General features: G+C 73.9%; 26 protein-coding genes. 11 read left to right on the top strand and 15 right to left on the bottom strand.

The genetic code is table 11. The features are described from left to right. Positions 1–55: 55 nt before the first annotated feature. The gene (locus tag ACIRPH_RS06695) at positions 56–916 is read left to right on the top strand and encodes a hypothetical protein (protein ID WP_402910235.1); all 861 of its coding nucleotides are present in this window, start codon (positions 56–58) and stop codon (positions 914–916) included. Between the two features lie 144 nt (positions 917–1,060). Here ACIRPH_RS06695 and ACIRPH_RS06700 read toward each other — a convergent pair whose 3' ends face one another. The 5 genes from ACIRPH_RS06700 to ACIRPH_RS06720 all read right to left on the bottom strand — a co-directional run bounded on the left by ACIRPH_RS06700 (position 1,061) and on the right by ACIRPH_RS06720 (position 5,294). Continuing rightward, positions 1,061–1,960, bottom strand: a complete 900-nt coding sequence (locus tag ACIRPH_RS06700; protein ID WP_402910237.1) for an aminoglycoside phosphotransferase family protein — start codon at positions 1,958–1,960, stop codon at positions 1,061–1,063. Between the two features lie 125 nt (positions 1,961–2,085). Further along, positions 2,086–3,108 carry a DUF6924 domain-containing protein gene (locus tag ACIRPH_RS06705; protein ID WP_402910239.1) on the bottom strand — a complete coding sequence of 341 codons (1,023 nt, stop codon included), beginning with the start codon at positions 3,106–3,108 and terminating at the stop codon, positions 2,086–2,088. A 206-nt stretch (positions 3,109–3,314) separates the two neighbouring features. Then, complete coding sequence (locus tag ACIRPH_RS06710; RefSeq protein WP_402910241.1) at positions 3,315–4,139, bottom strand: class I SAM-dependent methyltransferase; 825 nt, start codon at positions 4,137–4,139, stop codon at positions 3,315–3,317. A gap of 152 nt (positions 4,140–4,291) precedes the next feature. Further along, on the bottom strand, positions 4,292–4,990 hold the full coding sequence (locus tag ACIRPH_RS06715) for a metal-dependent transcriptional regulator (RefSeq protein ID WP_402910243.1): 699 nt from the start codon (positions 4,988–4,990) through the stop codon (positions 4,292–4,294). Positions 4,991–5,084: 94 nt separating this feature from the next. After that, positions 5,085–5,294 carry a hypothetical protein gene (locus tag ACIRPH_RS06720; protein ID WP_402910245.1) on the bottom strand — a complete coding sequence of 70 codons (210 nt, stop codon included), beginning with the start codon at positions 5,292–5,294 and terminating at the stop codon, positions 5,085–5,087. A 97-nt stretch (positions 5,295–5,391) separates the two neighbouring features. On the opposite strand from ACIRPH_RS06720, the gene ACIRPH_RS06725 reads away from it, so the two are divergent. Further along, the gene (locus tag ACIRPH_RS06725) at positions 5,392–6,321 is read left to right on the top strand and encodes a LysR family transcriptional regulator (protein WP_402910247.1); all 930 of its coding nucleotides are present in this window, start codon (positions 5,392–5,394) and stop codon (positions 6,319–6,321) included. 139 nt (positions 6,322–6,460) lie between these two features. Then, entirely contained in the window at positions 6,461–7,018 is a 558-nt protein-coding gene (locus ACIRPH_RS06730) for a putative immunity protein (protein WP_402910249.1), read from the top strand. Between the two features lie 13 nt (positions 7,019–7,031). On the opposite strand, the gene ACIRPH_RS06735 is transcribed toward ACIRPH_RS06730, so the two are convergent. Beyond that, a complete protein-coding gene (locus ACIRPH_RS06735) occupies positions 7,032–7,904 on the bottom strand; it encodes an oxidoreductase (RefSeq protein ID WP_402910251.1) in 873 nt (290 codons plus the stop codon). A 129-nt stretch (positions 7,905–8,033) separates the two neighbouring features. On the opposite strand from ACIRPH_RS06735, the gene ACIRPH_RS06740 reads away from it, so the two are divergent. From ACIRPH_RS06740 to ACIRPH_RS06760, 5 genes are all read left to right on the top strand, one after another. Beyond that, a complete protein-coding gene (locus ACIRPH_RS06740; protein ID WP_402910253.1) occupies positions 8,034–8,477 on the top strand; it encodes a winged helix-turn-helix transcriptional regulator in 444 nt (147 codons plus the stop codon). A 144-nt stretch (positions 8,478–8,621) separates the two neighbouring features. Beyond that, positions 8,622–9,407: a hypothetical protein gene (locus ACIRPH_RS06745; protein WP_402910255.1), complete on the top strand. Its 786-nt coding sequence runs from the start codon at positions 8,622–8,624 to the stop codon at positions 9,405–9,407. A gap of 43 nt (positions 9,408–9,450) precedes the next feature. Beyond that, positions 9,451–10,626 (top strand): sensor histidine kinase, encoded by a 1,176-nt coding sequence (locus ACIRPH_RS06750; RefSeq protein ID WP_402910257.1) that lies wholly within the window; start codon positions 9,451–9,453, stop codon positions 10,624–10,626. After that, a complete protein-coding gene (locus tag ACIRPH_RS06755) occupies positions 10,623–11,267 on the top strand; it encodes a response regulator (protein WP_402910259.1) in 645 nt (214 codons plus the stop codon). The genes ACIRPH_RS06750 and ACIRPH_RS06755 overlap by 4 nt, the downstream gene beginning before the upstream one ends. Before the next feature lie 262 nt (positions 11,268–11,529). Then, positions 11,530–12,033, top strand: coding sequence for a GNAT family N-acetyltransferase (locus tag ACIRPH_RS06760; RefSeq protein ID WP_402910261.1), 504 nt, complete (start codon positions 11,530–11,532; stop codon positions 12,031–12,033). A gap of 50 nt (positions 12,034–12,083) precedes the next feature. Here the strand turns inward: ACIRPH_RS06760 and ACIRPH_RS06765 are convergent, their stop codons facing one another. Both ACIRPH_RS06765 and ACIRPH_RS06770 read right to left on the bottom strand, forming a co-directional pair. Beyond that, positions 12,084–13,688, bottom strand: coding sequence for a thiamine pyrophosphate-dependent enzyme (locus ACIRPH_RS06765; RefSeq protein ID WP_402910263.1), 1,605 nt, complete (start codon positions 13,686–13,688; stop codon positions 12,084–12,086). Between the two features lie 70 nt (positions 13,689–13,758). Beyond that, complete coding sequence (locus tag ACIRPH_RS06770; protein ID WP_402910266.1) at positions 13,759–14,715, bottom strand: ABC transporter substrate-binding protein; 957 nt, start codon at positions 14,713–14,715, stop codon at positions 13,759–13,761. A 369-nt stretch (positions 14,716–15,084) separates the two neighbouring features. Between ACIRPH_RS06770 and ACIRPH_RS06775 the strand changes: the two genes are divergently transcribed. Then, positions 15,085–15,345 (top strand): hypothetical protein, encoded by a 261-nt coding sequence (locus tag ACIRPH_RS06775; protein WP_402910268.1) that lies wholly within the window; start codon positions 15,085–15,087, stop codon positions 15,343–15,345. Between the two features lie 173 nt (positions 15,346–15,518). Here the strand turns inward: ACIRPH_RS06775 and helR are convergent, their stop codons facing one another. The 4 genes from helR to pabB all read right to left on the bottom strand — a co-directional run bounded on the left by helR (position 15,519) and on the right by pabB (position 21,216). Beyond that, positions 15,519–17,681 carry an RNA polymerase recycling motor ATPase HelR gene (gene helR, locus ACIRPH_RS06780; RefSeq protein ID WP_402911625.1) on the bottom strand — a complete coding sequence of 721 codons (2,163 nt, stop codon included), beginning with the start codon at positions 17,679–17,681 and terminating at the stop codon, positions 15,519–15,521. A gap of 185 nt (positions 17,682–17,866) precedes the next feature. Beyond that, positions 17,867–18,475 (bottom strand): DUF4291 domain-containing protein, encoded by a 609-nt coding sequence (locus ACIRPH_RS06785; RefSeq protein ID WP_402910271.1) that lies wholly within the window; start codon positions 18,473–18,475, stop codon positions 17,867–17,869. An 83-nt stretch (positions 18,476–18,558) separates the two neighbouring features. Next, entirely contained in the window at positions 18,559–18,774 is a 216-nt protein-coding gene (locus ACIRPH_RS06790) for a hypothetical protein (protein ID WP_402910273.1), read from the bottom strand. A 357-nt stretch (positions 18,775–19,131) separates the two neighbouring features. Beyond that, positions 19,132–21,216 carry an aminodeoxychorismate synthase component I gene (gene pabB, locus ACIRPH_RS06795; RefSeq protein ID WP_402910276.1) on the bottom strand — a complete coding sequence of 695 codons (2,085 nt, stop codon included), beginning with the start codon at positions 21,214–21,216 and terminating at the stop codon, positions 19,132–19,134. Between the two features lie 414 nt (positions 21,217–21,630). Between pabB and ACIRPH_RS06800 the strand changes: the two genes are divergently transcribed. Next, on the top strand, positions 21,631–21,879 hold the full coding sequence (locus ACIRPH_RS06800; RefSeq protein WP_402910278.1) for an SHOCT domain-containing protein: 249 nt from the start codon (positions 21,631–21,633) through the stop codon (positions 21,877–21,879). Between the two features lie 24 nt (positions 21,880–21,903). On the opposite strand, the gene ACIRPH_RS06805 is transcribed toward ACIRPH_RS06800, so the two are convergent. Then, entirely contained in the window at positions 21,904–23,337 is a 1,434-nt protein-coding gene (locus tag ACIRPH_RS06805) for a sugar porter family MFS transporter (protein WP_402910280.1), read from the bottom strand. 159 nt (positions 23,338–23,496) lie between these two features. Next, complete coding sequence (locus ACIRPH_RS06810) at positions 23,497–24,924, bottom strand: sugar porter family MFS transporter (RefSeq protein WP_402910282.1); 1,428 nt, start codon at positions 24,922–24,924, stop codon at positions 23,497–23,499. Positions 24,925–25,220: 296 nt separating this feature from the next. Here ACIRPH_RS06810 and bioB point away from each other — a divergent pair, with 296 nt between their 5' ends. Then, positions 25,221–26,282 (top strand): biotin synthase BioB, encoded by a 1,062-nt coding sequence (bioB, locus tag ACIRPH_RS06815; RefSeq protein ID WP_402910284.1) that lies wholly within the window; start codon positions 25,221–25,223, stop codon positions 26,280–26,282. 101 nt (positions 26,283–26,383) lie between these two features. Here bioB and ACIRPH_RS06820 read toward each other — a convergent pair whose 3' ends face one another. Continuing rightward, complete coding sequence (locus tag ACIRPH_RS06820; protein ID WP_402910286.1) at positions 26,384–26,665, bottom strand: YiaA/YiaB family inner membrane protein; 282 nt, start codon at positions 26,663–26,665, stop codon at positions 26,384–26,386. Between the last annotated feature and the right edge of the window lie 52 nt (positions 26,666–26,717).

Raw genomic sequence — 26,717 nt, forward strand, 5'->3', positions numbered from 1 at the left:
GTGGGTTCCATTTACCGCGTCAACTTCTCCTCGGACGCCCTGGCATGATCTGTTCATGACCGACGCGAAGGAGGCCCCGTTCACCACGGCGCCGGTGGAATACGGCGCCGCAGTGGAGCGCTACCTCTCCCTGCTTCGCCTGGGCGACGGCTCCCGCCGCGTCTACCGGATCGCGCTCGCCACGTGGGCCTGGCCCCTGATCGGAGAACCTCCTCCCGCGGACGCGGAGCGACCGGGAGCCCCGGTGCCGACCGTCGCACTGACCGTGCTCGAAGACCCGCGGAGCGCCGGACGCCTGCGTGCCGCTGCGGCCGATCGTGCGATGCGGACACGGCCGAGGACCCTGCAGCGGGAACTGTCGATCCTGCGCGGAGCGGTCTCGTGGTGGTGTTCCCAGGGGTGGATCCGACACGATCCCACCCGTGGTCTTCACGGGCCTGCGGTGCCCGCACCGGAGCGCCCGTTGAGCCCTCGACAGGTGCGGTCCGTGTTCGCGCTGCCCGCGGGGTTGCGTGAACAGACCCTGTGGCGCTTGGTGTACGAAACCGCCGCGCCGGTCGGACGTCTTCTCTCGCTCAGTGTTCCCGAGATCGACCATGTCGGCCGGCGCTCCCACTGGTCCCCGGACATCTGCTGGGGGCAGGACTCGGCCCGCCTGCTCGCCCTGGTGACACTGGGCCGTGTCCAGGGGCCGGTCTTTCTCACCGAACGTCGCGTTCGTGCCTCCGGACCGGGGCAGGGGTGTGTCTTCACCGGCCGGGGACGCCTCTCGCACCGGCGGGCGGCGGAGCTCTTCACCGGGGCGACACGCGGTCTGGACCCCCTGGGCCGCGGCTGGCCCTTGCGCCGCCTGCGCGTGGCCGGTCGGCTCCATACCCGGGCCGTCCGAGGTGCGGCCGACCCGGCGCAACCCTGAACAGCCGCCGGTGAGGGCCGACCGGATCGTGGACGTGGTCTCCGCGTGACCGTGACCTGCTCGGAGCTTCTGGAGCAGTCCTCCCGCTCCCCCGCATCCAGGTTCCTGCTGCGCCCGGATCCGCGCCCGGCCGGAGGAGAGCGCCTACCCGGCGAGGGCCCCGTTGATCTGGCGGGTGGTCTGCTCGGCGACCCGCGCGTCGTGCGCCGCGTAGGCGGTGTAGGCGCTCAGACCCGAGGCCAGCGCCCAGCCCCGCCCCCGGGTCCAGGTGGCCTCGTCCACACCGAGCGCGGCGCGGAAGGCGGCCCGGCTCCCGGTCGACATCAGGGTGAAGGCGATGGTCAGGTCGCACGCCGGGTCCCCGACCCCCAGTTCGCCGAAGTCGATGACCGCGCTGAGGCGGCCGCCGTCCATCAGCAGGTTGCCGGTGTGGAAGTCGCCGTGGAACCAGACGGGCGGCCGGTCCCATCCGGGAGCGCCGAGCGCCGCCTCCCACAGCCCGGTCATGGCCGCGGCGTCGAACACGCCGCCGACCTCCGCGATGGCGGCCCGCGTCTGCCGGTCCCGTGCGGCCAACGACCTGTCCTCGGCCGTCGCGTCCGCGGCCCCGGCCGGATCCCCCTCGGGCGCGAACCGCTGAAGGGCGGTCAGGAACCCGGCCAGTTCGATAGCGGCGCCGCGGGAGTCCCCCAGCGCCTCGACGGTCGCCACCTCGCCGTCCATCCAGCGCGACACCGCCCACGGCCACGGGTAGCCGAGGTCGGGTTCGCCCACCGCCACGGGCGCCGGCACGGCCAGGGGCAGGTGCGGGGCGAGCCGGGGCAGCCACGCGAACTCCTTGCGGGCCTGGCCTCGGGCGCCGGCGTGGCGTGGCAGCCGGACCGAGAGCTCCTCGCCCAGGCGGTGGATGACGTGGTCCGAGCCGGCCGGGCCGAACGGCCTGAGCGGTAGCGCGGACCACTGGGGGAACTGGGTGTCGACCAGGCGCCGGACGAGCGCGGTGTCGATGAAGGGTCGGGGGTCCGGGGGCGTGCCGGTCGTCAAGGGCGGCTCCAGTCGTCGGCCCGCTGCGTCCGGCGGGCATCGGGGCCATCACAGCGCCCGGCACGCCCCGTGTCCACCGGTTTTCGGATCGGCGGGACGACGACCGTCACCCCCGCGCCCCCCTCTCACAACCTCGTCTGCTCGTCGGTGAGCGCCTCCCCGGAGTCCCAGTACTGGATGTATCCCTCGTCGACGCAGAAGTCGGAGAAGTCCATGTTGGAGATGGACAGGTTGTTCTCGATCGCCTGGATCGCGGCGGGGGCGGCGCGGAAGGACAGGCCGGGCTCGTCGTACAGGTCCACGAGCAGGAGCGGGTGCCTCGGGTCGCCCATGGTCGTCCTGTCGGCGATGATCAGGAAGGTGTGCTCGTAGTCCCGCGGGACCAGGGAGAGGACCTGCTCCGTGGTGGCGCCCGCGTACCGGGGGTCGTCGAGGACGTCCACGTAGGCGCGGTAGAACTCTTCCTCCTCCCCCTCCTGGCGGAAGGCGCCGTCCGGCACAGGGGCGCGGACCTCCGCGACCACGGCCTCCCAGACCGCGTCGTCGGTGTGGTCGGTGCGGACGATCAGCGCGTCCTCGGTGCGGGGCAGCAGTTCCATGCGCGTGTCCGGCGCCCGGTACGGGACCGTGTGGGCCGAGAGCTCCATGCGGGCCCCGAAGACGTCGTCGGGCTCCGGGGAGGCGTCCTGGTCCTCCGCGAAACCGTCCGCGAAATCCTCGTCGAGCGCCTGGACCAGCAGGTGGAACACGGCCGCGGCGCGCGGGCCGATCCGGTAGGAGTCCTCCCCTTCCCGGAGGGCCAGCAGGGGGCGCAGGCGCGCGTCGGCCATGGTCGCCCCGTCGGCGAGCAGGACCAGACCGGGGGCCCACGTCCCGGCGCGGTGCAGGGCGGCGCGGACCTCGTCGGGACCTGCTCCGTTCCAGGCGGGGTCGTCCACCACGACCAGGTGTTTGGGGTTCTTCTCCAGGATCGCGGCTTCCTGCGCGCTCACCGGTCCCGGTCCGGGCGGGTACGCGCCGGGCAGGTCGCCCAGGCGGGAGCGCACGTCCGCCCAGGCGCCGTCGTCGGCGTAGTGGGTGCGCACGATCAGGGTCCCGGACACGGGGGTTCCGTCGGTGACCGGGGGGAGGTTCAGGGTGGGGTGCATCGGAGGCCATCTCGTGGGAGGGGCGGGACCCCTCGGTTCTAGCAGGGAGGGCCGACGATCCGACCGGGCCCCGCACACGGCGTACCGGCGGAGGAGGCGGGGCGCGGCGCCGGGTCCCCGGAGGCAGGGCCGGGGTCCGCGCCCCCCGGGGCCCTCGACGGGGGCAGCGGCCCCGGTCCGTCCGACCGGAACCCGCGCCCGCCCGCTCAGAAGCGGAAGCGCAGCACCCGCATCATCCCCCGGGCCCACGGCCACCGGGACAGCACCCGGTACAGGGAGCGGAAGGGCTGCTCGGGCACGGAGGCGTGGTCCCCGACCACCTCGTAGTCGCCGGTCAGCGACAGCCCCGGATACCAGCGCTCCGGAAGACGGGGGTCCTCCAGACCGTACATCTGCCAGCCGAACACCCCGGCCAGGCGGCCCACCCCGGGGGACACGACGTCGAACACCATCTCGCCCCCGCCGGGGAAGCACGCCAGGAGGCGGCCGAGCAGGGCATGGGTCTCCTCCGGCCGCAGGTACTCCACCAGGCCCTCGGCGACCACCAGGACGGGCGCGTCGTCCGGGACCTCCTCCAGCCAGTCGGACTCGGTCGCCGAGCCGGCGAGGAGCCGGTAGCGCGGGGGCTCGGGCAGGACCCTGCGGCGCAGGGCGACGACGTCGGGAAGGTCCGTGTCGATCCAGCGGCCCCGCTCGGGGGCGCCGACGCGCAGGGCGCGGGCGTCCAGCCCGCAGGCCAGCTGGAGGACGGTCCCCCCGGGGTTCGCCGCGATCCACTCGCGCACCCACGCGTCGATGCGGCGGGCGCGCAGCAGGACCATGTAGCGGTCCCCCGAGGTGCCACGGAGGTGGCGCCGGTCGAACTCCAGGCGGTCCATCACATCCACGGCCCACACGTCGCCGAGGACCGGTTCGGCGTTGCGGAAGTCGAGGACCTTGTGGTGGACGGTCCACAGCAGGGTGCTCTCGACCTTGCCCAGGCGGACGTCGACCTTGTCCGTCGTGCGGTTCCCGGATCCGCCCTCGCCCATGCCCGGTGTCCTCTCGTCCGGCGATCGGTGACCGGTTCCCTACCCGTTGGCGTCCTCCGGACGCGCGGAACCGTCGCCCGGTCGCCGGCGCCGGGCGCGACCGGGGCGCCGTGACGGCCGCGCGGTGGGGCGCGGGGCGCCCGGCCCGGCCGCTACTTGGTCTCGGGGCTGATCCACAGTGCCTCGGCGGCCACGAGGCCGAGGGCCTGGGAGCGCTCGGGGGCGCCCTCGCCGGGGCGTACCGCGATCTGGAGGGATCCCGCGAAGGGCTGGCGCTCGACCACCTCCACGTTCATCCCGATGCCGATCTCGATGTCGGCGAGGTAGCGGAGCAGTTCGGGGTCGGTGTCGTTGACCCGCACGATGACGCCGCTGACGCCCTCGTCGGCGTTGGACAGCAGCACGGACTCGCGCTCGACGATGTGCCCGTCGCGGGTGGGGATGGGGTCGCCGTGGGGGTCCACCACGGGGTTGCCCAGGTGGGCGGCGATACGGTCGACGAACTTGTCCGACACGACGTGTTCGAGGATCTCGGCCTCGTCGTGGACCTCGTCCCACGAGTAGCCCAGCTCGGCGACCAGGTAGGTCTCCAGGAGGCGGTGGCGGCGCAGCACCGACAGCGCGGCCCTGGTCCCGGCCTCGGTGAGGTTGACGGCGCCGTAGCGCCGGTGCTCGACCAGGCCGAGCTCGGTGAGCTTGCGGAGCATCCCCGAGACCGAGGAGTTGGACACCGACAGGCGTTCGGCCATCCCGGAGATCGTCACCGGGCCGGTGCCGCGCTCCTGTAGGTCGTAGACGACCTTCACGTAGTCCTCTGCCGACGTGGACGGCCGTGCCGGTGTGTTCCCCATGGCCATAACCGTATCGCGGACCGCCCGTCGGAAACGATGTCCGTACCGCCCTGTGGACGGGGACCCGAACCTCCCCGAACAGCCGCGAAGGACCTCACCCCGGACAGTTCTGACCGGACGGCCGCCCCAGCGCCGGACGCCCCCGCGAGACGATCCGTGTCCCGGCCGGGCCGACCTCGCGCACCTGCACGGAACCGCAGGCGCACCGCACCCACACCGTCAGGCCGAGGCCGGTGGCGTGTCGGGACACCACCAGGAACGGCTGGTCGTCGGGCCATCCGCAGTGGGGGCAGAGAGTCGTCATCGCGCACCTTCTCCATCGGGGTCTCCCACCAGCCTCACGGCCGAGACCGTTAATGTCCAGGTTGAGTTTCCGCATGGTTATGTGAAGAATCATGTACATGATCGACCTCAGGCGTCTCCGTATCCTGCGGGCCGTCGCCCACTACGGGACGGTGACCGCCGCCGCCAGGGCCCTGCACTTCACCCCCTCCGCCGCCTCCCAGCAGATCCGCCAGCTGGGCCGGGAACTCGGCGTCACGCTCCTGGAGCCCAACGGACGGGGCGTGCGGCTCACACCCGCCGCCCGCACCCTGCTCGACCACGCCGACGCCATCCACACGCGGTGGGAGCAGGCCGAGATCGAGATGCGCGGTCTGGGCACCGAGCCCTCCGGGCCCCTGCGGGTGGCCGCCTTCCCCATGGCCCTGTCACGGCTGCTCGCCCCCATGGCCGCGACCCTGTCCGCCCGCCACCCCCGGCTCGACGTGCGCGTCCTGGAGGCCGAGCCCGGGGAGTGCCTGGACCTGCTCTTCCAGGGGGAGATCGAGCTGACGGTCATCGAGGCCGCACCGGGTGCGCCGCCCCGCACCGACGCCCGTTTCGACCAGACCCCGCTCCTGGACGACGTGTTCGACCTCGTGGTGTCCGACCGCCACCGCCTCGCGGGGAGGGAGAGCGTGGCGCTGGCCGAGACCGCCGCCGAGTCGTGGATCCTGCCGACCCCCGGCACGACCTGCCACGCGCACACCGTGACCGCCTGCGCCGCGGTCGGTTTCACCCCCGACGGTCCCCACCAGGCCCTGAACTGGGGCGCCGTCGCCAGCCTCGTCGCGCACGATCTGGGGGTGGCCCTCATCCCGCGCATGACCGACCTCTCCCCCGACCTGCCCGTCGCACGGGTGCTCCTGGAGGGTCCCTACGTCCCGGCGCGCAAGATGCTCACGTGCGTCCGGGAGGGTTCGCGCCGCAACCCGGCGGTGGCCGCCGCCCAGGCGGAGCTCCAGAGGCTCGCCGCCACCGCCGCCGTCTCCACCGCCGTCCCCGCCTGACCGCCTGCGTCCGACGCCGGGTCCTCACCGCGTCTTGAGGGTTTTTCCTTGCTCGTAGGCGTGAACGGCGGCAAAGCCTACACCAGTATTTCACGGATAAGATCAAGGTGTCTCCTCCCCTCCGCAGAAGGGCGGCACCATGGCGGACGCCTCCACGGCCATCGAACTCGACCGGGCCGAACTCCGCGAGGTCACCGGCTTCGCGGTGGCGTGCGCCCGCCCCTCGCTGGCGCTCTTCGAGAGCGAACGCCCCGGCGACCGGCGCCCCCGGGCCGCGATCGAGGCCGCGCTGGCGTTCGCGGACGGGGCCGAGCGGACCAAGGCGATCCGCGACAACGCGTGGGCGGCGCACCGCGCCGCCCAGGAGACCCGCGACGCGGGCCGGGGCGCGGCGAGCGCCGCCGCGCGCGCCGCCGCCAACACGTGCGGTGCGGCGTTCCTCCACCCCCTGGCCGAGGCGACCCAGGTCAAGCACATCCTCGCGTCGGCCGCGTACACCGCCCACGCACTGGAGCTCTCCTCCGGGGACGGCCCCGACGCCGCCGACGACCACCTCGCGCGGCTGGGACGCCTCGCCACCCCCGTCGTGGTGGACGTCCTGGGGCGCTACCCCGACGCCCCGCCCGGCGGCGGGCGCGTCGGGGAACTCGTCCGCCGGTTGGACGCGTCCCTCCGGCGGCCCCCGCCGGCGCGCTGACGGAGGGGCCCTGTCAGCGGCCGATCCCGTCCAGCTCGGCGATGTCCTCGGGAGAGAGCCGGAGTCCCGCGCCGGCGACGTTCTCGCGCAGGTGCGCCCTCGACGAGGTCCCGGGGATGAGCAGGATGTTCGGCGACCGCTGGAGCAGCCAGGCCAGGGCGACCGACATCGGCGTCGCGTCCAGGCGCTCGGCCACGGCGGAGAGCGACGAGGACTGCAGGGGACTGAAGCCGCCGAGCGGGAAGAAGGGCACGTAGGCGACGCCCTGTCCGGCGAGCTCGTCGATCAGCTCGTCGTCCTGTCGGTGGGCGAGGTTGTACATGTTCTGCACGCACACGATCGGCGCCGCAGCGCGCGCCTCGGCGACCTGCTCCGCCGTCGCGTTGCTCACCCCCAGGTGCCGGATCAGACCCTGCTGCTGGAGTTCGACGAGGGTCGCGAGGGGTGCGGCGAGCGAGCCGGGACGGGGCCCGCGGGCGTCACCGAGTCGGAGGTTGACCAGGTCCAGGACGTCGAGGCCGAGGTCGTCGAGGTTCTCGTGGACGGCGCGGCGCAGGTCCTCGGGCTCGCGGGCCGGGGGCCAGCCGCCGTGCCGGTCGCGGTCGGCGCCGACCTTGGTCACCAGGCGCAGCTCCGGAGGATAGGGGTGCAGTGCTTCCCGGATGAGCTGGTTGGTGAAGCGCGGCCCGTAGGCGCCGGCGGTGTCGATGTGCGTGATCCCGAGGTCGACGGCCTCGCGCAGGACGGCGAGTGCGGCGTCGCGGTCGGCCGGCGGACCCATGACCCCGGGGCCGGCGAGCTGCATGGCCCCGTAGCCGAACCGGGAGACGGACAGCTCTCCCAGGGCCCAGGCGCCGCCGGGGAGGGGGATGGAGGGCGTGTTCATGTTCGTGCCTTTCGTCGCGTGCGGGGGTGGTGCCCGTGGGCGCCTTGCATCAGTATGGGAAGGCAACTTCCTGCTGGGAAGTAGGCACTTCAGGGTGCGTAAGTCACCCACGGGTGAGGGGAGCAGGCGATGGCGACGAGGACGGCGGCCCAGAAGAGGGCACTGGCCAAGGCCGAGTACGACGCCTTCCTGGCGGCGTGTCCCAGTCGTCGACTGCTCGACCGCATCTCCGACAAATGGGTCACGCTGATCCTGTGCGCCCTGGGCGGGGACGGCTCACACCAGCCGGGCTCGGACGGTCCCGGCGGGCCACGGCCGATGCGCTACTCCGAGCTGTCGCGCCGGCTGGCGGGCGTCAGCCAGAAGATGCTCACCCAGACGCTGCGATCGCTGGAACGCGACGGACTCCTCACCCGCACCGCGGTGCCGACCGTGCCCGTCACGGTCACCTACGAGCTGACCGACCTCGGCCTCTCGCTGCACCTGGCGGTGCGCACCGTCAAGGCCTGGGCCGAAGCGCACATGGACGACGTGCTCGCCAACCGCGAGGCGCACGACGCCCGCGACGCCTGAACCGCCCCCTCCCGCGGGGCGGAGTCAGAGCCCCGCTCCCAGGACCCGGCTTCCCGACCGGAGCGGCCGGACCCCCGACCAAAGAGACGGCTCCGGTAACGAAAGGAGGATGTGTCCGCGCCCGCCGCACCCCAGGCTGGGCGCATGACCACGTTCTCCGAGGCCGGCCGGGCGCCGGACCTCTCCGGCTTCCCCGGCCGCCGCATCGGCGGCGCGGCGCTCGTCGCCGCTCCGCTCCTGTGGTGCACCGGCCTGTCCCTGCGCTGCCTCGCCCTGCGCGGAGGCGCCTTCACCGACGCGGAGCTGCGCGCGTTCGAGGCCCAACCCTTCATGGCGGCCTCCCAGCTCGCCGCCTACGCGGAGACGCCCCTGGTGGCCACGGCCGCACAGGCCCTGTTCGCCTCGGGGACCATGCTGCTGGTCCTCGCGTTCGCCGCCCTCGCGCGCCTGGCCGCCCCGGGGTCTCCGCGCCTCGCCGCGACGGGCGCCGCGCTGATCGCGCTCGGGCTGCTCGCCCGCATGTACGCGGTGGGCGTCGACTCGGCTGCCTTCGCCCTGGTGGACGAGCTCGGCCTCGGCCCGGCGACGGCGACCGTGACCGCCGCCTACGCCGATCTCTCCTACGGCCCCTGGCGTGTGCCGGTGACCGCGTACTTCGGCCAGTACACCGGGGTGCTGCTGCTGGCGGTCGGCGCCCACCGCTCGGGGGTGCTCGGCACCGGCCGCGCCTTCCTGCTGCTGTCGTGGGGGGCGCTCTGGAGCGGGGTGCTGAAGGAGGCGACACTGTGGGACTGCGCTGTGGCAGCGGCAGCGGCCGGGCTGGTGTTCGCACCGCTCGGGGTCCGCGTCCTGAGGGGGACGGCGCCCGGCCGCGCGGCGGAGCCGAGCGGAGCGCCCGCGAACACGCGGTCGCGCCTCCTCAGCTGGTGACCGGACGGTGGCGGGCGACGGCGCTGCGGCTAGGGTGTGGCGAGTGAGCGTCGAGTACCGTGTCCGCCCTCGGTTCGGCCGCGTCGACCGGGTGCTCGGCGGGGCGGCGGCCGCCGCCCTCCCCCTGGGGGCGTTCTGCGGTGCCTTCTACCCCCTGCTGCACCCGCCGTCCCACGCCGCCCTGGTCACCGGGTTCACCTCGGTGCCCCCCGTCGCCGCGGCCCTGGTGGTCGGTGCGGCGGCCGCAGCCGCTGCCCGGACGGCTCCGCACCCGCTCTGGCCGCTGGTGGCGCTGGCAGCGGCGGACGCCGTGTTCCGCGCCCCCGGGCCGGTGACCGCCGTCGCCCTCTACCTCGTGGCGGTCCACGGCCGGTCTCCGGTCGTCGCCGCGGTCGCTGCGGGGACGACCGTCCTGTCCGTGGTGCCTCGGCCCGGGGTGGACTGGGCCTCGGCTCTCGGCAACGCACCCCTGTTCGTGTGGCTGCCACTGGCCTTGGGAGCGTGGACCGCCGTTCGCGCCCAGGTGCTGGCCGGGCTGGTGGAGAGGGCCGACCGGCTCGAACGTGAGCGGTCCGCCCTGGCGGCGCAGGCCCGTGCCGAGGAACGGACCCGCATCGCCCGCGACATGCACGACGTCGTCGCGCACCGGGTGTCGCTCATCGTGCTGCGGGCCGGGGCTCTGGAGGTCGGAGCGTCCGACGGGGCCACCGCGGCGGAGGCGGAGCTGATCCGCCGGACCGGCCAGGACGCCCTCCTCCAACTGCGCCATGTGCTCGGGGTGCTCGGTCGGACGGGGGAAGCCGCGTCCGGTGCCCCGGACCTCCTGCGCCCCCTGCCCGCACTCGCGGACCTCGCGGAACTCGTCGACCGGTCACGGTCGGCGGGCGTCCCGGTCGAGCTGGAGGTTCCGGACGGGCGCGGAGCGGACACGGTCGACCCCGTCGAGGAGCACGCCGTGTACCGGGTCGTGCAGGAGGCGCTGACCAACGTGCACAAGCACGCGGGAGGCGCCGCGGCCCGCGTGACGGTGCACCGGGAGCCCGGAGCCGTCGAGGTCACGGTGGAGAACACACCGCCCGAGCGGGCTCCCCTGGACCTGCCCGGGGCCGGAACAGGCCTCATCGGGTTGCGCGAGCGCGTCGAAGCGCTCGGCGGCGACTTCCGGGCGGCGCCGACCCCGCGGGGCGGGTTCCGGGTGTGGGCGAGGCTGCCGACGTGATCCGGGTCCTCCTCGCCGACGACGAGACGCTGGTCCGCACCGGACTGCGGATGATCCTCGAGACGGCCGACGACCTGGAGGTCGTGGGCGAGGTCTCGGACGGCGCCGAGGCACTCGCCGCCGTACGCGGCCTTCAGCCGGACGTGGTCCTGATGGACGTCCGCATGCCCCGGATGAACGGGGTGGCGGCGCTCAAGGCGATCAACCGCGAGCCCGATCCGCCCAAGGTCGTCATGCTGACCACGTTCGACCTGGACGAATACGTGTACGGTGCCCTGCGCGCGCGGGCTGCGGGGTTCCTGCTCAAGGGCAGCGGTCCCCGTGAACTGATAGCGGCGGTCCGCGCGGTGGCCGACGGCACCGCGATCCTCGCACCGGCTCTGACCCGTCGGTTGGCCGACGCCTTCGCCGGACCCCGTCCGGCCGGAGGACACGACGCACGCGACCGTTTGGCGAGGCTCACCGCCCGGGAGCGCGACGTCGTCGACGGCGTGGCGCGGGGGCTGGCCAACGCGGAGATCGCCCGGGAGCTGGTGATGACCGAGACCACGGTCAAGGCCCACGTCAGCCGGTCCCTGGCCAAACTGGGCCTGGCCAACCGGGTCCAGATCGCCCTGCTCGTGCGCGACGCCGAGCGGTGAGGGCGCACCCGTCCGGAGCCCCGGGGGCCGTGGTGCGGCAGGGGTCTTCGGGAAACGGCCGGGCCCCGGAGCCCGCCCGCCCCCGGTCAGGCGCGGCCGGGCGGGTCCGGACCCGTCGGCGGGCCGACGGGCGGGTCCCGTCCGCGGACCGTGGCGGGCCGGCCGGGGCCTCCCCGGAACCGTGGCTCCGATCGGGGCGGCCGTCCCCGGGCTCCCCCGGGGAGGCGGTGTCCACGGGAGCGGCTCCGCTAGCATCACGCGGATGAGCGCTCCCCACCGCGGTTCCGGGCCCGGCGTCGTCCCGGGCACCGAGAACGAGCACGCCGCCTGCGCCGACCTGTGGACGCGCGCCCTCGCCCACCGCGACGGGACGGCGCCCGACCCCGCCGTCAGGGACCGGGTGCTGCGCAAGCTCGGCACGCCGCCCCACCTGCTCCTCGTGCTGCGCCCCGAGGAGGGCTGCGCCCCGGCCGGGTTCTCACTGAGCCTCCCGCCCGCCGCAGGAGACCCGTCGCACACCGCGTACCTGGCCTTCCTCGCGCTGGACCCCGACCACCAGGGGCGCGGATGGGGCCGCCGCCTCCTGGCCGCCACCCTGGACCGCCTGTCGGGGGCGGCCGACGCGGTCACCCTGGAGGTCCTCCCCGACAACGCGGCCGCACGCGCCCTCTACGAGTCCACGGGGTGGCGGGCGACCGGTGAGGGGCGGTTCGAGGGCTCCGGCCGGTCCAGCGTCGTCTACCGCCTCGACCTCGACCGGGGCTGACCGCCACGGGTCTCCACGCGTGCGCGCGGTGCCCCCCGGCCCGGGCCCCCTCAGGGCGCGAAGGTGGGATCCGGGGCCACGGCCACGTCCAGGACGAGCGGCTCGCCGCGGTCGGCGAGCCCCGGGACGACCTCGTCCAGGACCCGTACGAGGTCGCCGTGGGCGCGGACCTCCACCGCCGGGCAGCCCAGCCCCCGGGCGAGGGCCGCCAGGGAGACCTCGCCGAACGCGGGCCAGGGCGGCTTGCCTCCCCTGTGCTCGGCGAGGCGGTCCATGATCGCGTAGCGGCCGTTGGCCAGGACGACGAAGAGGACCCCGACCCGGTAGCGGTGGGCGCTCCACAGCGCCTGCACCTGGTACAGCGCGGACCCGTCGCCGACGACCGCGACCACGGGGCGCCCGGGGGCGGCCATGCGGACCCCGGTGGCGGCGGGGAGCGCGAAGCCGAGCCCGCCCATGGCGGCCGACAGGAAGCCCAGCGGTGCGCGGGCGGGCAGCAGCCGGTGCAGCTGGGGCCGGCTGGAGGGGGTCTCCTCGACCACGACCGTGTCCGGTGCGATCCGTTCGGCCAGCGCCCGCAGGACGTGGGCCGCGCGCAGCGGCTCGCCCTCCGCCGGAGGCGCCGTCTCCTCGGGCGCCGCCGCGGGCCGGGGCGCCGGTGACGCGGGGCGTTCGCGCACCAGGTCCGCGACCACCGCCGCGAAGGGCGCGACGGGGGCGACGACGGCGATCCCCGCGGGGCCGCGGTGGACCTCCGCTGGGTCCTCGGAGACCATCGCCAGGCGGGTGCCGGGGTCCACGAGGGGGCCGTCCGCGTAGATGTACTGGCGGAAGACCGGGGCGCCCGCCGTGAACACCGCGTCGTGGCCGCGCAGCGCCTCCCGCAGCCGGGAGCGCTCGGCGGGCAGGTGTCCGGCGAACAGCGGGTGGTCCTGGGGGAACCCGGCGCGGGCGCCGAAGCTCTCCTGGTAGACGGGGGCGCCCAGCCGTTCGGCGAGTGCGGTCAGGGCTGCCCACGCGGGCGCGCTGTCGGCGCCGGCCCCCACCACCAGGGCGGGGTGGGCGGCGCCGTCCAGGAACGCGGCGACCTCGGCCGCCGCGCCGTCGTCGGGGGCCACGTGCGCGGGGCGGGCCACCCGCACCGCCGCGGCCCGGGGCTGCCCGGGGTCCACCGGATGCGCCCAGTCGTCCATGCACACGACGACCAGGACGGGTCCGCGTCCGTGCGAGGCCTCGTGGTGGGCGCGCACGATCGCGGCGGGCACGTCCTGGGCGCGCGGAGGCCGGTGGACCGCCACCGGGTAGTCCCCGGCGAGGCCTTCGAGCCGTCCTGCCAGGAAGGGCTCGTGTTCCAGGTGGCGGCGGTCCTGCTGGCCGACCAGGACCACGAGCGGCGCGCGGTTGACGCGGGCCGTGGCCAGTGCGCCGACCGCGTTGCCCAGGCCGGCGGTGGTGTGCAGCAGCACCAACGCGGGCCGGTCGCGGGCCAGGGCCCAGCCCGTGGCCATGCCGACCACGGAACCCTCGTGCAGTCCCAGGACGAAGTCGATGTCATCGGGCAGGTCCACCAGGAACGGGACCTCGGTGGAGCCGGGGTTGGCGAAGACCGTAGTCGTCCCCAGCTCACGCATGGCCCCCAGGGTCTGCTCGCGCACGGTTGGCCTCGTCCGGTCGGACACGGCGCCCCTTTCCTCGGTCGGTGCGGCTCGGCGGCGGCAGGCCCGGTCAGCGGTACAGGGCGGCCAGGTCGGCCTCGCTCCCGATGAGGCCGTCCTCCAGCATCAGGTCGGCGAGGACGCCCACGGACTCCTCGTTGACGGCCTCGGGCCAGCGGGGCAGGCGGATGTCGGTCAGGGCGGCCCCGTCGATCTCGGTGTACTCGCCGAGGATGCGGCGCACCTCGTCGGGGTTGGCCTCGGCGTAGGCGAAGGACTCCTGGAGGGCGGCCTCGACGTCGTCGACGAGTTCGGGTTCCCGGGCCAGCATCTCCTCGGAGGTGAAGTAGGCGGCCACGGAAAGCTCGGGGTGGGTGTCCACGAAGTTGGAGGCGATCTCGCGGTTGCCCGCGTCGAGGGCGGCGCTGGTGAAGGGCTCGACGAGCCAGGCGGCGTCGATCTGGCCGTTCTCCAGGGCGGGGACCATGTCGGGGAACGCCATCTCGACGAACTCGATGTCGGAGGGGTCGCCGCCGGCCTCGCGGACGGACTCCCGGACGGTGGTGTCGCCGATGTTGAGGAGGTTGTTGGCGGCGACCGTCATGCCCTCCAGGTCGGCGGCGGTCTCCACGGGGCTGTCGTCGCGGACGAACACGGCGCTGAAGTCCGCGCCCTGCTCCCCGTTGCTGGAGACGCCGTTGGCGAAGACCTTGAGGGGCAGCCCCTGGTCACGGGCGACGAGGAGGGAGACGGTGTTGCCGAAGGCGAACTCGAAGTTCCCGCTGACGACGCCGGGGATGGCGGCGGCTCCGCCCGAGCCGGGCTGGATCTCCAGGTCGATGCCGCGGTCGGCGAAGAAGCCCTGGTCGACGCCGAGGTGGAGGGGCGCCACGTCCACGATGGGGATGGCGCCCGCGGTGATCCGGCGCAGACCGCCCTCCCCCTCCCCTTCGCCACCGCCGCCGGAGCAGGCCGTGGCGAGGACGAGTACGGCGATACCGATGAGGGCGGTCGACTGTCGGCGCATCTGTGTCTCCTGAGTCGGTCGGCGGTCGGGGAGGGGTCGCCGCACCGGGGGTCGGGGGCCGGCGGGGGCGGGGCCCGGACTCACGACAGGCCACGGATGTACGTTTTGCGAACAACTGTGCTGAAGGCGAACTTAAGTGATCCAGGTCACCGGGTCAAGGGTGCGGCCCGGGTTCCCGGCCTCGTGACACCGGGGCTCCCGCCGACCGATCGGCCACAGGCAGGACGCGTTGTCACTGGTCTCCTACGCTCCACGCGGCGCCTTGGCAGTCAACGGGCCTCGACGAGGAAGGTCCCTTGTCCTGCATCGCCGGTCCCAGATCCCGCGTGCCGAGCGGCTCCACGCCGAATGCACCGACGAGCCGGAGGAATGGGCACGGCCAAGCGCACACCGGAGGACCGGGAGTCCCTGGAGGAGAAGCCGTACTCGGCGGGCGTCGGCCCCGAGGAGATGGAAGAGGGGACCCGTCTCCTCCTGGCCGAGGCTCGCGGGCACCGGCCCGCCCTCACCAGGAACCGGCCCGTCCATGGTCGGCAGGTCGGCCAGCATCGCCTGACGGTCCCACCGCCTCCCCGACCCGCCGACCTCGGTGAACTCCGGGTCCGGCAGCTCCCCCGCCAGGCGCCGTGACGCGCGCACCCGGGGGCCGACAGCCGCAGCTCCCCCTCGATCGCCCGCTCGACACCGTCGCCGTCCATGCCGTACTCCTCACCCGGGGGAAGGCCCGGGGCCGGGCGCGCCCGTGAGGGCGCACCCGGTCGCCGCGACCGGAACCGGCGCCGATCGCGCCGTACGGGCCGCCGTCAGCCGCCGGTGAGGACGACCAGGCGCTGCGTCGCGCGGGTCATGGCGACGTAGCGGTCGACCGCCCCCTCGATCCCCTCCCCGAACTCCTGCGGGTCGACGAGGACGACCAGGTCGAACTCCAGCCCCTTCGCCAGCTGCGGTGTCAGGGAACGCACGCGCGACGTCGCCCGGAACGCCGGATGGCCGATGACGCAGGCGGTCCCCTCCGCGTTCCCGGCGAGCCACGCGTCGAGGACCTGGTCCAGGTCCTCGACGGGTCCGTGCGTGACGGGGATCCCGCCGGCGCGCACCGAGGTCGGCACGTTGGCGTCCGGCAACGCGGTCCGGATGACCGGCTCGGCCTCCGCCATGACCTCCTCCGGCGTCCGGTAGTTGATGCTCAGGGAGGCCATCTCGATCCGGTCGAACCCGACCCGTTCGAGCCGTTCCCGCCACGGCTCGGTGAACCCGTGCCTGGCCTGGGCGCGGTCCCCGACGATGGTGAAGCTCCGGGAGGGGCAGCGGAGCAGCAGCATGCGCCACTCCGCGTCGGTCAGCTCCTGGGCCTCGTCCACGACGATGTGCGCGAACGGTCCGGCGAGCAGGTCCGGGTTCGAGGAGGGCAGGGCGGCCTCGTCGACCAGGGTGTCCTGGAGGTCCCGTCCGTGCAGCATCGTCACGATGCCCTCGCCGTCGTCGTCCGCCGCGAGCAGGTTGTCGATGACGCCCGACATGCGCTCGCGCTCGGCCGCGACGGCGGCCCTGCGCCTGCGTTCGCGCAGTGACGCCCCCGGGTCGCCCAGGCGCCGGCGCGCCGCGTCCAGGAGCGGCAGGTCGGACACGGTCCAGGCCTGGGCGTCCTCCCGCTGGAGCCCGCGGACCTCGTCCGGGCCCAGCCAGGGCGCGCACAGGCGCAGGTAGGCGGGGACGGACCACAGGTCGCCGACGAGGTCGGTCGGCTCGATCACGGGCCACGCGCGCTGGAGGGCCGTGACGAGCTCCTCGTCCCGCATGAGCGAACCGCGCACGAGGTCGGGGGTGACGTCCTCGTCGTCGTGCTTGTCGGCCACGATCGACGCCAGCTCCTCCCAGATCTGCTCACGCGCCTCGTTGTGCGGGGTCCCCGGCCCGGGGGCCGAGAACGCCTCGGCCCAGTCGTCGGCGCCCAACCAGACCTCGGACCAGTCCGTGGAGACCGTCATCCCCTCGGCGGGCGGCCTCTCGTAGAACCTGACGGCCGCCTCGATCGCGTCGACCAGGCCCGCCGACGACTTCAGCGCGGCGACCCCGGGGTCCTTCTCCGGCTCCGCCGAGGCGCCCTCCGGGACGAGGTCCCGCAGGGTGCAGGTCTGCACGCCCTCCTCCCCGAGGCTGGGGAGGACGTCGGCGACGTAGGCCAGGTAGGGCTGGTGGGGGCCGACGAACAGCACGCCGCCCCGGCGGTGGCCGAGCCGCGGGTCGGAGTACAGGAGGTGGGCGGTGCGGTGCAGGGCGACGACGGTCTTCCCCGTGCCCGGTCCACCGTCGACGACGAGGGCGCCGCGGGACCCGGCGCGGATGATGGCGTCCTGGTCGGCCTGGATGGTGCCGAGCACGTCCCTCATCCGGGACGACCGGTTGTCGCCCAGGCTGGCGATGAAGGCGGACTGGTCGTCCAGGGCGGCGTGCCCCTCGAACCCGTCGGCGGTGAACACCTCGTCCCAGTAGTCGCTGATCCGACCGCGGGTCCACCGGTACCGGCGGCGGCTGGCCAGCCCCATCGGGTCGGCGTGGGTGGCCGCGAAGAACGGCTCCGCCGCCGGGGAGCGCCAGTCGATCAGGAGGCGGCGCCCCTCGCCGTCGGTGAGGCCGAGCCGCCCGATGTAGACGGGATCGGATCCGTCCGCGCCGACGATGTGCCCGAGGCACAGGTCCAGGCCGAAACGGCGCAGGGCGCGCAGGCGGTTGGCCATCCGGTGGATCTCCAGGTCCCGGTCCAGGACCTCCCTCCCCTTGCCGACGGGCGCGCTGCGCCGGGCGTCCAGGCGGGCGGACAGTTCGGAGACCGACTGTTCCAGGCTCTGCGCGATGGACGCGAAGTGCCGTTCGTCGTCGGCGATCAGGGCCGGGTCGGCCTTGGCGGCGAGGTGCTCGGGGAGGTCGAACGCACTGGTGGTGAGGCTGTTCACGCCGTCTCCCATGTCGTCGGTGCTGGTCACGGACGACGATTCTGCAGCACGACGGGGGTCTTGCCGCAAGCCCCCGGGTGCGCTATAAGTTGAGAGTGGAGAGGAGTTCCCAGAACCCTCTCCTTTTTCGTGCGCCGGGGGCGGTCCCCCCTGGGGGCGCCCGGCGGGCCGCCGCGCGCGTACGGCGGTCGGCGGCCTCAGCCTGCGGGACGCAGGTGGTCCAGGGCCTCCGGCGCGACCGGGTAGGGGCGCTCCTCGGGGAGCAGGCCCGCGGCCGCGGCCGTGTCCCCCTCACGGACGAGCGCGTGCACCCGCCGGACCAGCGGGGTCACGTCGGTGATGGACACGGTCCACTCGTCGGCGTAGCGCCGCGAGGCATGCCCGGACAGCCCCAGCTGGAGGGAGCGGTGGGCCAGCGGGGCCAGGAACAGGTCGCGTTCGGGGTCCCACTGCACGCGCGCGGAGGACTCCCGCAGCCGGCGCCTCCAGGTCTCCCGGTCGGCGTGCACACGGGGCTCGAAGTGCGACAGGCACGCGTCGCGCAGTGCCAGCTCGAACCCCTCGCGGCTGATCTCCACCGCCAGCACGGTCTCCTGGTCCTTCTTGAGCCCCCACCCGCAGCGGTACATCATCCACATGAACGACGGCTTGATCCAGGTCATCCGCTCCCTCTTCCAGGAGGAGGGGAAGCGGCCCTCCTGGGCGGCGGGGAACCCGATGGAGGGGGTGTAGGCCTGGTAGACGGTGACGGTGGTGTCGGTGTGCAGGGCGCGGATCTGGTGGCGCGGGGCGTCGGGGGCGTTCATGACCGCTCAGGGTGGTGCCCCGACGGGTCCCGGGGCAACCGGTTTTCCGGGGCGGCCGCCCTCCCCGGCGGGGCACGGGCCCCTCAGGCGACCGCGGGCGCGGCCCGCATGCCGACGTAGGCGTACCGCGTGCCGTCGGCGGACGTCGTGAGGACCACCGGCAGCCATTCCTCCCCGAAGGAGGTGCCGTCGACGGACGCCGCGAACACGGTCTTCGCCGCCGTCGCCTCCACCGGAACCAGGTCCGCCTCCAGCGGCGAGGAGAAGCGGCTCATGCCGTCCACGAACTCGTAGACCATGCGAAGGCCGTCCCCGCCCCCGGTGGCGGTGATGACGACCCCCCGGACGGCGGTAGGCGCCGGTGAAGCGGGCCGTGTCCACGGCGGGAGGCCGCGCCGGAGGGGCGAAGCGGTCGGGCACGCGCAGCCGGCCGGGGTGGGGAGCAGCTCCCCGAACAGGTCGGCGTAGAGGCCCTGGGCCCCTCCCCCGGAGGAGCCGGTCCGGAACCTTCCGAGGCTGCGTGCCGGACACGCCGCGCAGGAGGGCAGGAGCCTGGAGGAGATCCGCGACAGCGGTTTCGACTACGGCCTCCAGCGGGTCCCGGACGGGCTGGAGGCGCGGCTCGCCCGCCTCGGCGGCGACGGCTGAGGCACGGGTCAGAGGCCGCGGGCGGGGACGGCTGCCTTGAGCAGCATCTCCTCGTACTCCTCCTCCGGGTCCGAGTCCAGCACGATCGCGCCCCCGGCCCCGATGGTCAGCTCCCCGTCGGCGCTCACGGCCGTGCGGATGACGATGTTCAGGTCGGCGGTACCGGTGTGCGACAGGTAGCCCAGCGCGCCGGAGTAGACGCCGCGGGCCGAGGACTCCAGGCGGTCGATGATCTCCATGGTGCGCACCTTGGGAGCTCCGGTCATCGACCCCCCGGGGAAGCAGGCGCGCACCGCGTCGACGGTGGACACGTCCGGACGGAGCCTCCCGCGTACCGTGGACACCAGCTGGTGCACGGTCGCGTAGGACTCCGTGTACATGAACGCGGGCACCTCCACGCTGCCGACCTCGCACACCCTTCCCAGGTCGTTGCGGAGCAGGTCCACGATCATCAGGTTCTCGGCGCGGGTCTTGGCCCCCGTGCGCAGCTCCTCGGCCGCGCGCGCGTCGGCGTCCGGGTCGGGGTGGCGCGGCGCGGTACCCTTGATCGGCCGGCTCTCGGCGGTGCGGTCCGCGTCCACCCGCAGGAACCGCTCGGGCGAGGCGCTGAGCACGCTCACGCCGCCCAGGCGCAGCAAGGCGGCGTAGGGCGCGGGGCCGGCGGCGCGCATCCGTCGGTAGAAGTCCAGGACGTCGCCGTCGGCGGGCCTGCGGACGCGGTTGGTCAGGCAGATCTCGTAGCTCTCCCCCGCCGTGAGCTGTCCCAGGCACTCCTTCACGTCGCTGACATAGCCCTCCCGGGGGCGCTCCAGCAGGAGGGCCAGGTCTTCCGCCGGGGCGGGGGGCGCGGGCGGGGCCGGCGGCGCGAGCCCGTCCAGGGCGGCCAGTGTGCGGGCCAGCCAGTCGTCGCCGTCGGGGAGCCCGTCGGCGCAGACGGCGTAGGTGCGTCCGAGGACGTGGTCCACGGCGACGAAGCGGTCGCAGCGCAGCCACACGGCGTCGGGGGTGGACGCCGTGTGCGCGGCGGCGCCCCCCGTGTCGGCCTTGCACTCGTAGCCCAGGTAGCCCACGTAGCCGCCGGTGAAGTCGAAGGGCAGCCCCGTGGGGGCGGTGCCCCCGGTGGGATCGGGGCGTCCGACCCTGCGGTCGAGGGCGTCGAAGACGTTCCCGGGTTCGTCGCGCTCGGCGCCGTCGGCGTCGCGCACGCGGACGGGGCCGCCGACCCTGTAGGTGAGGACCTCTCCGGTGGCGGCGCCGAGGAAGGAGAAGCGGGCGGGCCCCTGGGGGCGGGAGCTGTCCAGCCAGAACGCGTACTCGGCGTCGCCGTACAAGTGGCAGAAGGCGGCCTCGGTGTCGACCGCGCGCGGCAGTTCGAGGGTGCGCGGCGCGCCCGGCGGGCGGGGGGCGGTCGCCTCGGGAGCCCGGGGGTCCACCGCTCCGGGAGGGGCGGGGGCGGCCCCGGCGGCGGACGCGCGCACCCCCGCCGACGCCCGTGCGGGGCGGGACGCGGACAGGTGTGCGCGGGCCATGTCCAGGAAGTTCGCGACCAGGTCCGCACCGAAGTCGCTGGCCACCGACTCGGGGTGGAACTGCACCCCCCATCGGGGCAGGCTCCGGTGCTCCAGCGCCATGACCACGTCGTCCTCCGCCCAGGCGGTCGCGGCCAGGGTCCCGGGCAGGGGGGCCGGGACGGCCAGGGAGTGGTAGCGCACGGCGGTGAAGTCCTGCGGTACGCCCGCGAAGAGGCCGCGGCCCGTGTGCCGGACCCGCGTCAGGTGGCCGTGGCGGGGTTGGGGGGCGGAGACCACGTCCGCTCCGGCCAGGTGCGCGATGGCCTGGTGGCCCAGGCACACGCCCAGGACCGGAAGGCGCCCGTCCTCCAGGAGGCGGGGGACGCGGCCCAGGTCGCGGGGGTTCTGGGGGCGGCCCGGCCCGGGCGAGACGACGACGGCGTCCACGGAGGACGCGTCGAACGCGGCCCAGCGGGGGTCGTCGTTGGCGAGGACCAGGGGGGTGTCGCCGAGGACGCGCGCCACCAGGTGGACGAGGTTGTACGTGTAGGAGTCGTGGTTGTCGATCAGCAGCAGTCTCAAGAGGGAATCCGCAGGTAGAGGGTCTAGGCGGTCCCGGTCTCATCCGGTCTGCCGGGGGTTCCCGGGATCTCCGCTCCAGGTCCGCTCCACGAGGAGAACGCGCATCCCGCCCTTTCTGTCCCATTTTGACACCTCAGGTCGCGGCCCGACCCTCTCGTGGCTGTCACGGGGCCCTTCCGCCGGGCCCCAGGGGTGGGGGCCGGGGCACGGGGCGCGCTTCCGACGGCCGCCGCAGGAGGCGGGGCCGGGGCGAACGGGCGGGGAGGGATCCGGGCGGCCCGGCGCCCACGGCCCGCGGGAACGGCGGGCGATTCCGTCCACAGGCACGGGAGGGGCCTGGTGGCGGGGTGCGGGTCCGGGTAGACAGGTAGTCAGAGGTGGAAGGCGGCTCCTCCACCGGACAGGGAGTGGACGATGTCCTACGTGATGGCCATGGCCGTGATCCTCATCATGGTGGCGCTGGGCGCCCTCCTCGTCGGGGCGGTGACCACCGTGTCGGGCTCCGCGCGTTTCGACCACCCGCGTGCGGAGTGGAGGCAGCGCCCCACCGCGCCCGGACGCGAGGCCCCGGACGCGGCGGAGGAGGAGCTGCGGCTGAGATACGCGCGCGGCGAGATCGGCCGCGAGGAGTTCCTCCAGCGCAAGATCGACCTGGAGCGCTGACAGCCCGGCCTTCCAGCGCCCGGGTCAGCCGGTCATCTCCTCCAGGGTCTTGCCCCGGGTCTCCTTCACGCACTTCCAGACGAAGAAGAACGAGATCGCCGCGAAGGCGGTGTAGATCAGGTACGACCCGCTCAGGTTCCAGTCGCGCAGGCTCGGAAAACTCACGGTGACCAGCCAGTTGGCCAGCCACTGCGTGGCGGTGGCCACGCCCATCGCCGCCGCCCTGATGCGCAGCGGGAACATCTCCCCCAGCAGCACCCACACGACCACACCCCACGACAGGCCGTAGAAGAGGACGAACGAGCTCGCACCGGTGAGCGCCACCACCCCCCAGCCGAAGCTCAACTGCGCCGTGTCGCCCACCACCGTGGCATGGCTGAACGCGAACGCGGTCGCCGCCAGGGTCACCGTCATGCCGGCGGAGCCCACCAGCAGCAGGGGCCGGCGGCCGATCCGGTCCACCAGCAGGATCGCCACGACCGTGCCGACGATGTTGATCACCGAGGTGAACAGGCTCAGCAGGAGGGAGTCCCCCTCGGGGACCCCCACGGACTGCCACAGGGAGCTGGAGTAGTAGAAGATCACGTTGATGCCGACGAGCTGCTGGAACGCCGAGAGCGCCATGCCGACCCACACGATCGGCAGCAGGCCGAACCGCCCGCGCAGGTCACGGAGCCGGGTGGGCCTCTCCGAACCCAGCGCCTCCCGGATCTCCGCGATCCGCCGGGCCACCTGCCGGTCTCCGCCGCCCTCCACGCGGGCCAGGACGTCCCGGGCCTCGTCGGCGCGGCCGACCCGCACCAGGAAGCGCGGGGACTCGGGGATGACCAGACTGACCAGGAGGTACACCAGGGCGGGCACGAGTTCGGCCGCCAGCATCCACTGCCAGGCCTGGACCGGTCCGAGCATGTTGTGCGCGCTGCCGCCCGCCACACCCGCCAGCAGGTAGTTGACCAGCTGGGAGGCGGCGATGCCCAGGACGATGGCCAGCTGCTGGAGGGAGGCCAGGCGGCCGCGGTAGGCGGCCGGGGACACCTCCGCGATGTAGGTCGGCGCGATCACCGAGGCGATGCCGATCGCCACACCGCTGAGCACCCGCCAGGCGGTGAGGTCCCAGATGGAGAAGGGCAGCGCCATCCCCAGGGCGCTCACGGCGAACAGCACGCCCGCGATCCGCATCGTGCTGATCCGGCCCCTGCGGTCGGCCAGCCAGCCGGTGATCGCCGCGCCCACCACCGAGCCGAGCAGGGTGGAGGCCACGGTGAACCCCAGGACGGCGGAGTTCACCCCGAACCGCTGCTGGATGGCGTCCACGGCCCCGTTGATGACCGCGCTGTCGTAACCGAACAGGAACCCGCCCATCGCCGCCGCGGCGGCGATCAGCGTCACCCGTGCGAGGCCCGCTCCCCCGTCCGCCCGTCCCGTGCCCCCGGCTCCGGGCCCGTCCGTTCTCGTCATCCCCGCTCCCCCCTCGGCGGCACGCCGCCGTCGGCCGTCACCGACAGGGTGAACGCGGCGCGGGGGCAGGGGGACGGACGAAACGCCCACGGGGAAAAAGATGCCCGGCGCTTGGGCCCCAGCCGACCGGCCGCCCGCCAGGACGGGGGCACGGACGGGTCAGCCGGTCATCTCCTCCAGGGTCTTGCCCCGGGTCTCCTTGACGCACTTCCACACCAGGAAGAACGAGATCGCCGCGAAGGCCGCGTAGATCAGGTAGGCCCCGCTCAGGTTCCAGTCGCGCAGGCTCGGGAAGCTGACCGTGACCAGCCAGTTGGCCAGCCACTGCGTGGCGGTGGCCACGCCCATCGCCGCCGCCCTGATGCGCAGCGGGAACATCTCCCCCAGCAGCACCCACACGACCACACCCCACGACAGGGCGAAGAACAGCACGAACAGGCTGGCCGCGGTCAGGGCCACCGCTCCCCACACGAACGGCAGGGACACCTCCTCACCCTCCACGACCGCGTTGGAGAACGCGTAGGCGGCCAGGGCGAGCGCACCGGTCATGCCCGCGGAGCCCACCAGCAGCAGGGGCTTGCGGCCGATCCGGTCCACCAGCAGGATCGCCACGAAGGTGCCGACGATGTTCACGACGGAGGTGAACAGGCTCAGCAGCAGGGAGTCGGTCTCGGCCACACCGACCGACTGCCACAGGGAGCTGGAGTAGTAGAAGATCACGTTGATGCCGACGAGCTGCTGGAACGCCGACACCGCCATGCCGATCCACACGATGGGCAGGAGGCCGTGGCGTCCGGTCAGGTCGCGCAGCCGGGGCCGGACCTCCGAGCCCAGGGCCTCGCGGATCTCCCCGATCCTGCGGTTCACCCGTTCCGTCCCGCCGCCCTCGACGTCGGCGAGGATGCCGCGGGCCTTGTCCACGCGTCCCACACGGACCAGGTAGCGGGGGGACTCGGGGATGAGCAGGCTCAGACCCAGGTAGACCAGGGCCGGGAGCATCTCGACGCCCAGCATCCACTGCCAGGCCTGGAGCGGTCCGAGCATGTTGTGCGCGCTGCCGTCGGCCATCTGCGCGATCCCGAAGTTGACCAGCTGGGAGGCGGCGATGCCCAGGACGATGGCCAGCTGCTGGAGGGAGGCCAGGCGGCCGCGGTAGGCGGCCGGGGACACCTCCGCGATGTAGGTCGGCGCGATCACCGACGCCAGTCCGATCGCCGCGCCGCCCACGATGCGCCACGCGGTCAGGTCCCACACCGTGAAGGGCAGGGCCGACCCCACGGCGCTCACCGCGAACAGCACGCCCGCGATCTGCATGACCCTGATACGGCCGAGCCGGTCGGCCAGTCCGCCGGCGACCGCGGCGCCCAGCACACACCCCAGGAGCGCCGACGCGACCGTGAAGCCGAGTGTGGCCGCTCCGACGTCGAACCGCTGCTGGATGGCGTCCACGGCCCCGTTGATGACCGAGCTGTCGTAACCGAAGAGGAAACCGCCCATCGCCGCCGCAGCGGCGATCATCGTCACGTGGACGATGTTGCCCTCCCCCTCCGGCGTCTTCCCCGTCCCGGACTGACTGGCTCCGCTCACGTCCACTGCCCCCAGCGCCATGTTGGTCGATAGCCCTCCAGGGTGAGCACACAGGGCGGTCGAGGTCACGGACAAAACGCCCACGGGCCAAAAGTTGTCCGGCGATTGGCGCTTCCGGAACCCGGTTCGCCCCCGGCAGCCGCGCCTCCGCGGCTGCCGGGAGCCGCCCCTCACGGTCGGGACCGCACGCCCGACGGGCGCCGGGCGGGAAACGGCGCTCCCGCACAAGACATGCGCCGCGTTTTTGGCTCGTCCGGTGGCTGCGCGCTCCCGGCCCGCCCCTCCAGGATCATGACGTGACCACTTATGCCGCCCTGGCCGAGAAGGCCGTCCGCCGACAGAAGCCCACCCGGGAAGAGCTCCTCGCGGTCCTGTCCGGGCCCGACGACGACCTGCTGGACCTGGTCGCCGCCGCTTTCCGGGTCCGGCTGCGCTACTTCGGGCGCCGCGTCAAGCTCAACTACCTCGTGAACATGAAGAGCGGCCTGTGCCCCGAGGACTGCTCCTACTGCTCCCAGCGCCTGGGCTCGCGGGCAGGCGTCGTCAAGTACACCTGGCTCAAGCCCGACGAGACCCGTGCGGCCGTGGCAGCCGGGGTCGGCGCCGGCGCCACCCGCGTCTGCCTGGTGGCCAGCGGTCGCGGTCCCACCGACCGCGACGTGGCCCGGCTCGCCCCCGCCATCGAGGACATCAAGGCCGAGCACCCGGGCGTGGAGGTGTGCGCCTGCCTCGGCCTCCTCTCCGAGGGGCAGGCCGAGCGCCTGCGCGAGGCGGGGGCGGACGCCTACAACCACAACCTCAACACGTCGGAGGAGCGCTACTCCGACATCTGCACCACCCACGGGTTCGCCGACCGGGTGGACACGGTCGAGAAGGCCAAGCGGGCCGGCCTCTCCCCCTGCTCCGGTCTGATCGCGGGCATGGGGGAGAGCGACGACGACCTGGTCGACGCCCTCCTGGCCCTGCGGGAGCTGGGCCCGGACTCGGTTCCGGTCAACTTCCTCATGCCCTTCGACGGCACCCCGCTGGAGGGCACCTGGGAACTGACACCGCAGAGGTGCCTGCGCATCCTGGCCGCGGCCCGGTTCGTCTTCCCCGACGTGGAGGTGCGCCTGGCGGGGGGACGTGAGATCCACCTGCGCTCCCTCCAGCCGCTCGCCCTGCACATCGCCAACTCGGTGTTCCTGGGCGACTACCTCACCAGCGAGGGGCAGGCGGGCCGGGCCGACCGGGAGATGATCGAGGACGCCGGCTTCGCGGTGCAGGGCGCGGGCGGGCCCGTTCGGCCGGGCGACCGCAGCGACCTGCTGAAACCGCGGCTGCGGGGCGCGGGGACGGCTCTTCCGCCCAACGTCTGAGGCGCGTGCGCCCCTGGGGTCGGAACCCGGCGCCGCGGGGGCTCCGTGGAATCGTGCCCGCGGGCCCCGCGGCCGTCCGCGCCCGCGTCCCGGGGCGCCGGTCAGCGATGGACGGGCTGCTCGGCGCCGTTCCAGAGGGGCGCCTGCTGGTAGCTCTGGGCCAGTTCGGCGGCCACCGCGTCCTCCTGGCGGTCGCGCACGCACTTGGCGAGCGTGAACGTGGACGTGACGACGTAGAGCAGGCCGAGCCCGAGGAACGCGCGGATCCAGAGGTCGACGGGGAGGTAGGCGATTCCCGTGCCGACGCCGACGAAGGAGACCCCGAAGGAGATCGCGGACTGGAGGTAGAAGTGGGGGGAGGACTTGGGGGTGAAGGTGTTCATGCCCCCAGGGTGCCCCGCCCCCCGCGTCCACGCCTGAGTACAGCTGCTCACA

The organism is Nocardiopsis sp. NPDC101807, assembly GCF_044766605.1.
Classification (GTDB): domain Bacteria; phylum Actinomycetota; class Actinomycetes; order Streptosporangiales; family Streptosporangiaceae; genus Nocardiopsis; species Nocardiopsis tropica.

What these genes read in the sequence shown, in the direction of transcription:
- ACIRPH_RS06695 (WP_402910235.1), top strand. Translation starts at nt 56, where the DNA reads ATGACCGACGCGAAGGAGGCCCCGTTCACCACGGCGCCGGTGGAATAC.
- ACIRPH_RS06705 (WP_402910239.1), bottom strand. Translation starts at nt 3,108, where the DNA reads ATGCACCCCACCCTGAACCTCCCCCCGGTCACCGACGGAACCCCCGTG.
- ACIRPH_RS06710 (WP_402910241.1), bottom strand. Translation starts at nt 4,139, where the DNA reads ATGGGCGAGGGCGGATCCGGGAACCGCACGACGGACAAGGTCGACGTC.
- ACIRPH_RS06715 (WP_402910243.1), bottom strand. Translation starts at nt 4,990, where the DNA reads ATGGGGAACACACCGGCACGGCCGTCCACGTCGGCAGAGGACTACGTG.
- ACIRPH_RS06720 (WP_402910245.1), bottom strand. Translation starts at nt 5,294, where the DNA reads ATGACGACTCTCTGCCCCCACTGCGGATGGCCCGACGACCAGCCGTTC.
- ACIRPH_RS06725 (WP_402910247.1), top strand. Translation starts at nt 5,392, where the DNA reads ATGATCGACCTCAGGCGTCTCCGTATCCTGCGGGCCGTCGCCCACTAC.
- ACIRPH_RS06730 (WP_402910249.1), top strand. Translation starts at nt 6,461, where the DNA reads ATGGCGGACGCCTCCACGGCCATCGAACTCGACCGGGCCGAACTCCGC.
- ACIRPH_RS06735 (WP_402910251.1), bottom strand. Translation starts at nt 7,904, where the DNA reads ATGAACACGCCCTCCATCCCCCTCCCCGGCGGCGCCTGGGCCCTGGGA.
- ACIRPH_RS06740 (WP_402910253.1), top strand. Translation starts at nt 8,034, where the DNA reads ATGGCGACGAGGACGGCGGCCCAGAAGAGGGCACTGGCCAAGGCCGAG.
- ACIRPH_RS06745 (WP_402910255.1), top strand. Translation starts at nt 8,622, where the DNA reads ATGACCACGTTCTCCGAGGCCGGCCGGGCGCCGGACCTCTCCGGCTTC.
- ACIRPH_RS06760 (WP_402910261.1), top strand. Translation starts at nt 11,530, where the DNA reads ATGAGCGCTCCCCACCGCGGTTCCGGGCCCGGCGTCGTCCCGGGCACC.
- ACIRPH_RS06770 (WP_402910266.1), bottom strand. Translation starts at nt 14,715, where the DNA reads ATGCGCCGACAGTCGACCGCCCTCATCGGTATCGCCGTACTCGTCCTC.
- ACIRPH_RS06775 (WP_402910268.1), top strand. Translation starts at nt 15,085, where the DNA reads ATGGGCACGGCCAAGCGCACACCGGAGGACCGGGAGTCCCTGGAGGAG.
- helR (WP_402911625.1), bottom strand. Translation starts at nt 17,681, where the DNA reads ATGGGAGACGGCGTGAACAGCCTCACCACCAGTGCGTTCGACCTCCCC.
- ACIRPH_RS06785 (WP_402910271.1), bottom strand. Translation starts at nt 18,475, where the DNA reads ATGAACGCCCCCGACGCCCCGCGCCACCAGATCCGCGCCCTGCACACC.
- ACIRPH_RS06790 (WP_402910273.1), bottom strand. Translation starts at nt 18,774, where the DNA reads ATGGTCTACGAGTTCGTGGACGGCATGAGCCGCTTCTCCTCGCCGCTG.
- ACIRPH_RS06800 (WP_402910278.1), top strand. Translation starts at nt 21,631, where the DNA reads ATGTCCTACGTGATGGCCATGGCCGTGATCCTCATCATGGTGGCGCTG.
- ACIRPH_RS06805 (WP_402910280.1), bottom strand. Translation starts at nt 23,337, where the DNA reads ATGACGAGAACGGACGGGCCCGGAGCCGGGGGCACGGGACGGGCGGAC.
- ACIRPH_RS06820 (WP_402910286.1), bottom strand. Translation starts at nt 26,665, where the DNA reads ATGAACACCTTCACCCCCAAGTCCTCCCCCCACTTCTACCTCCAGTCC.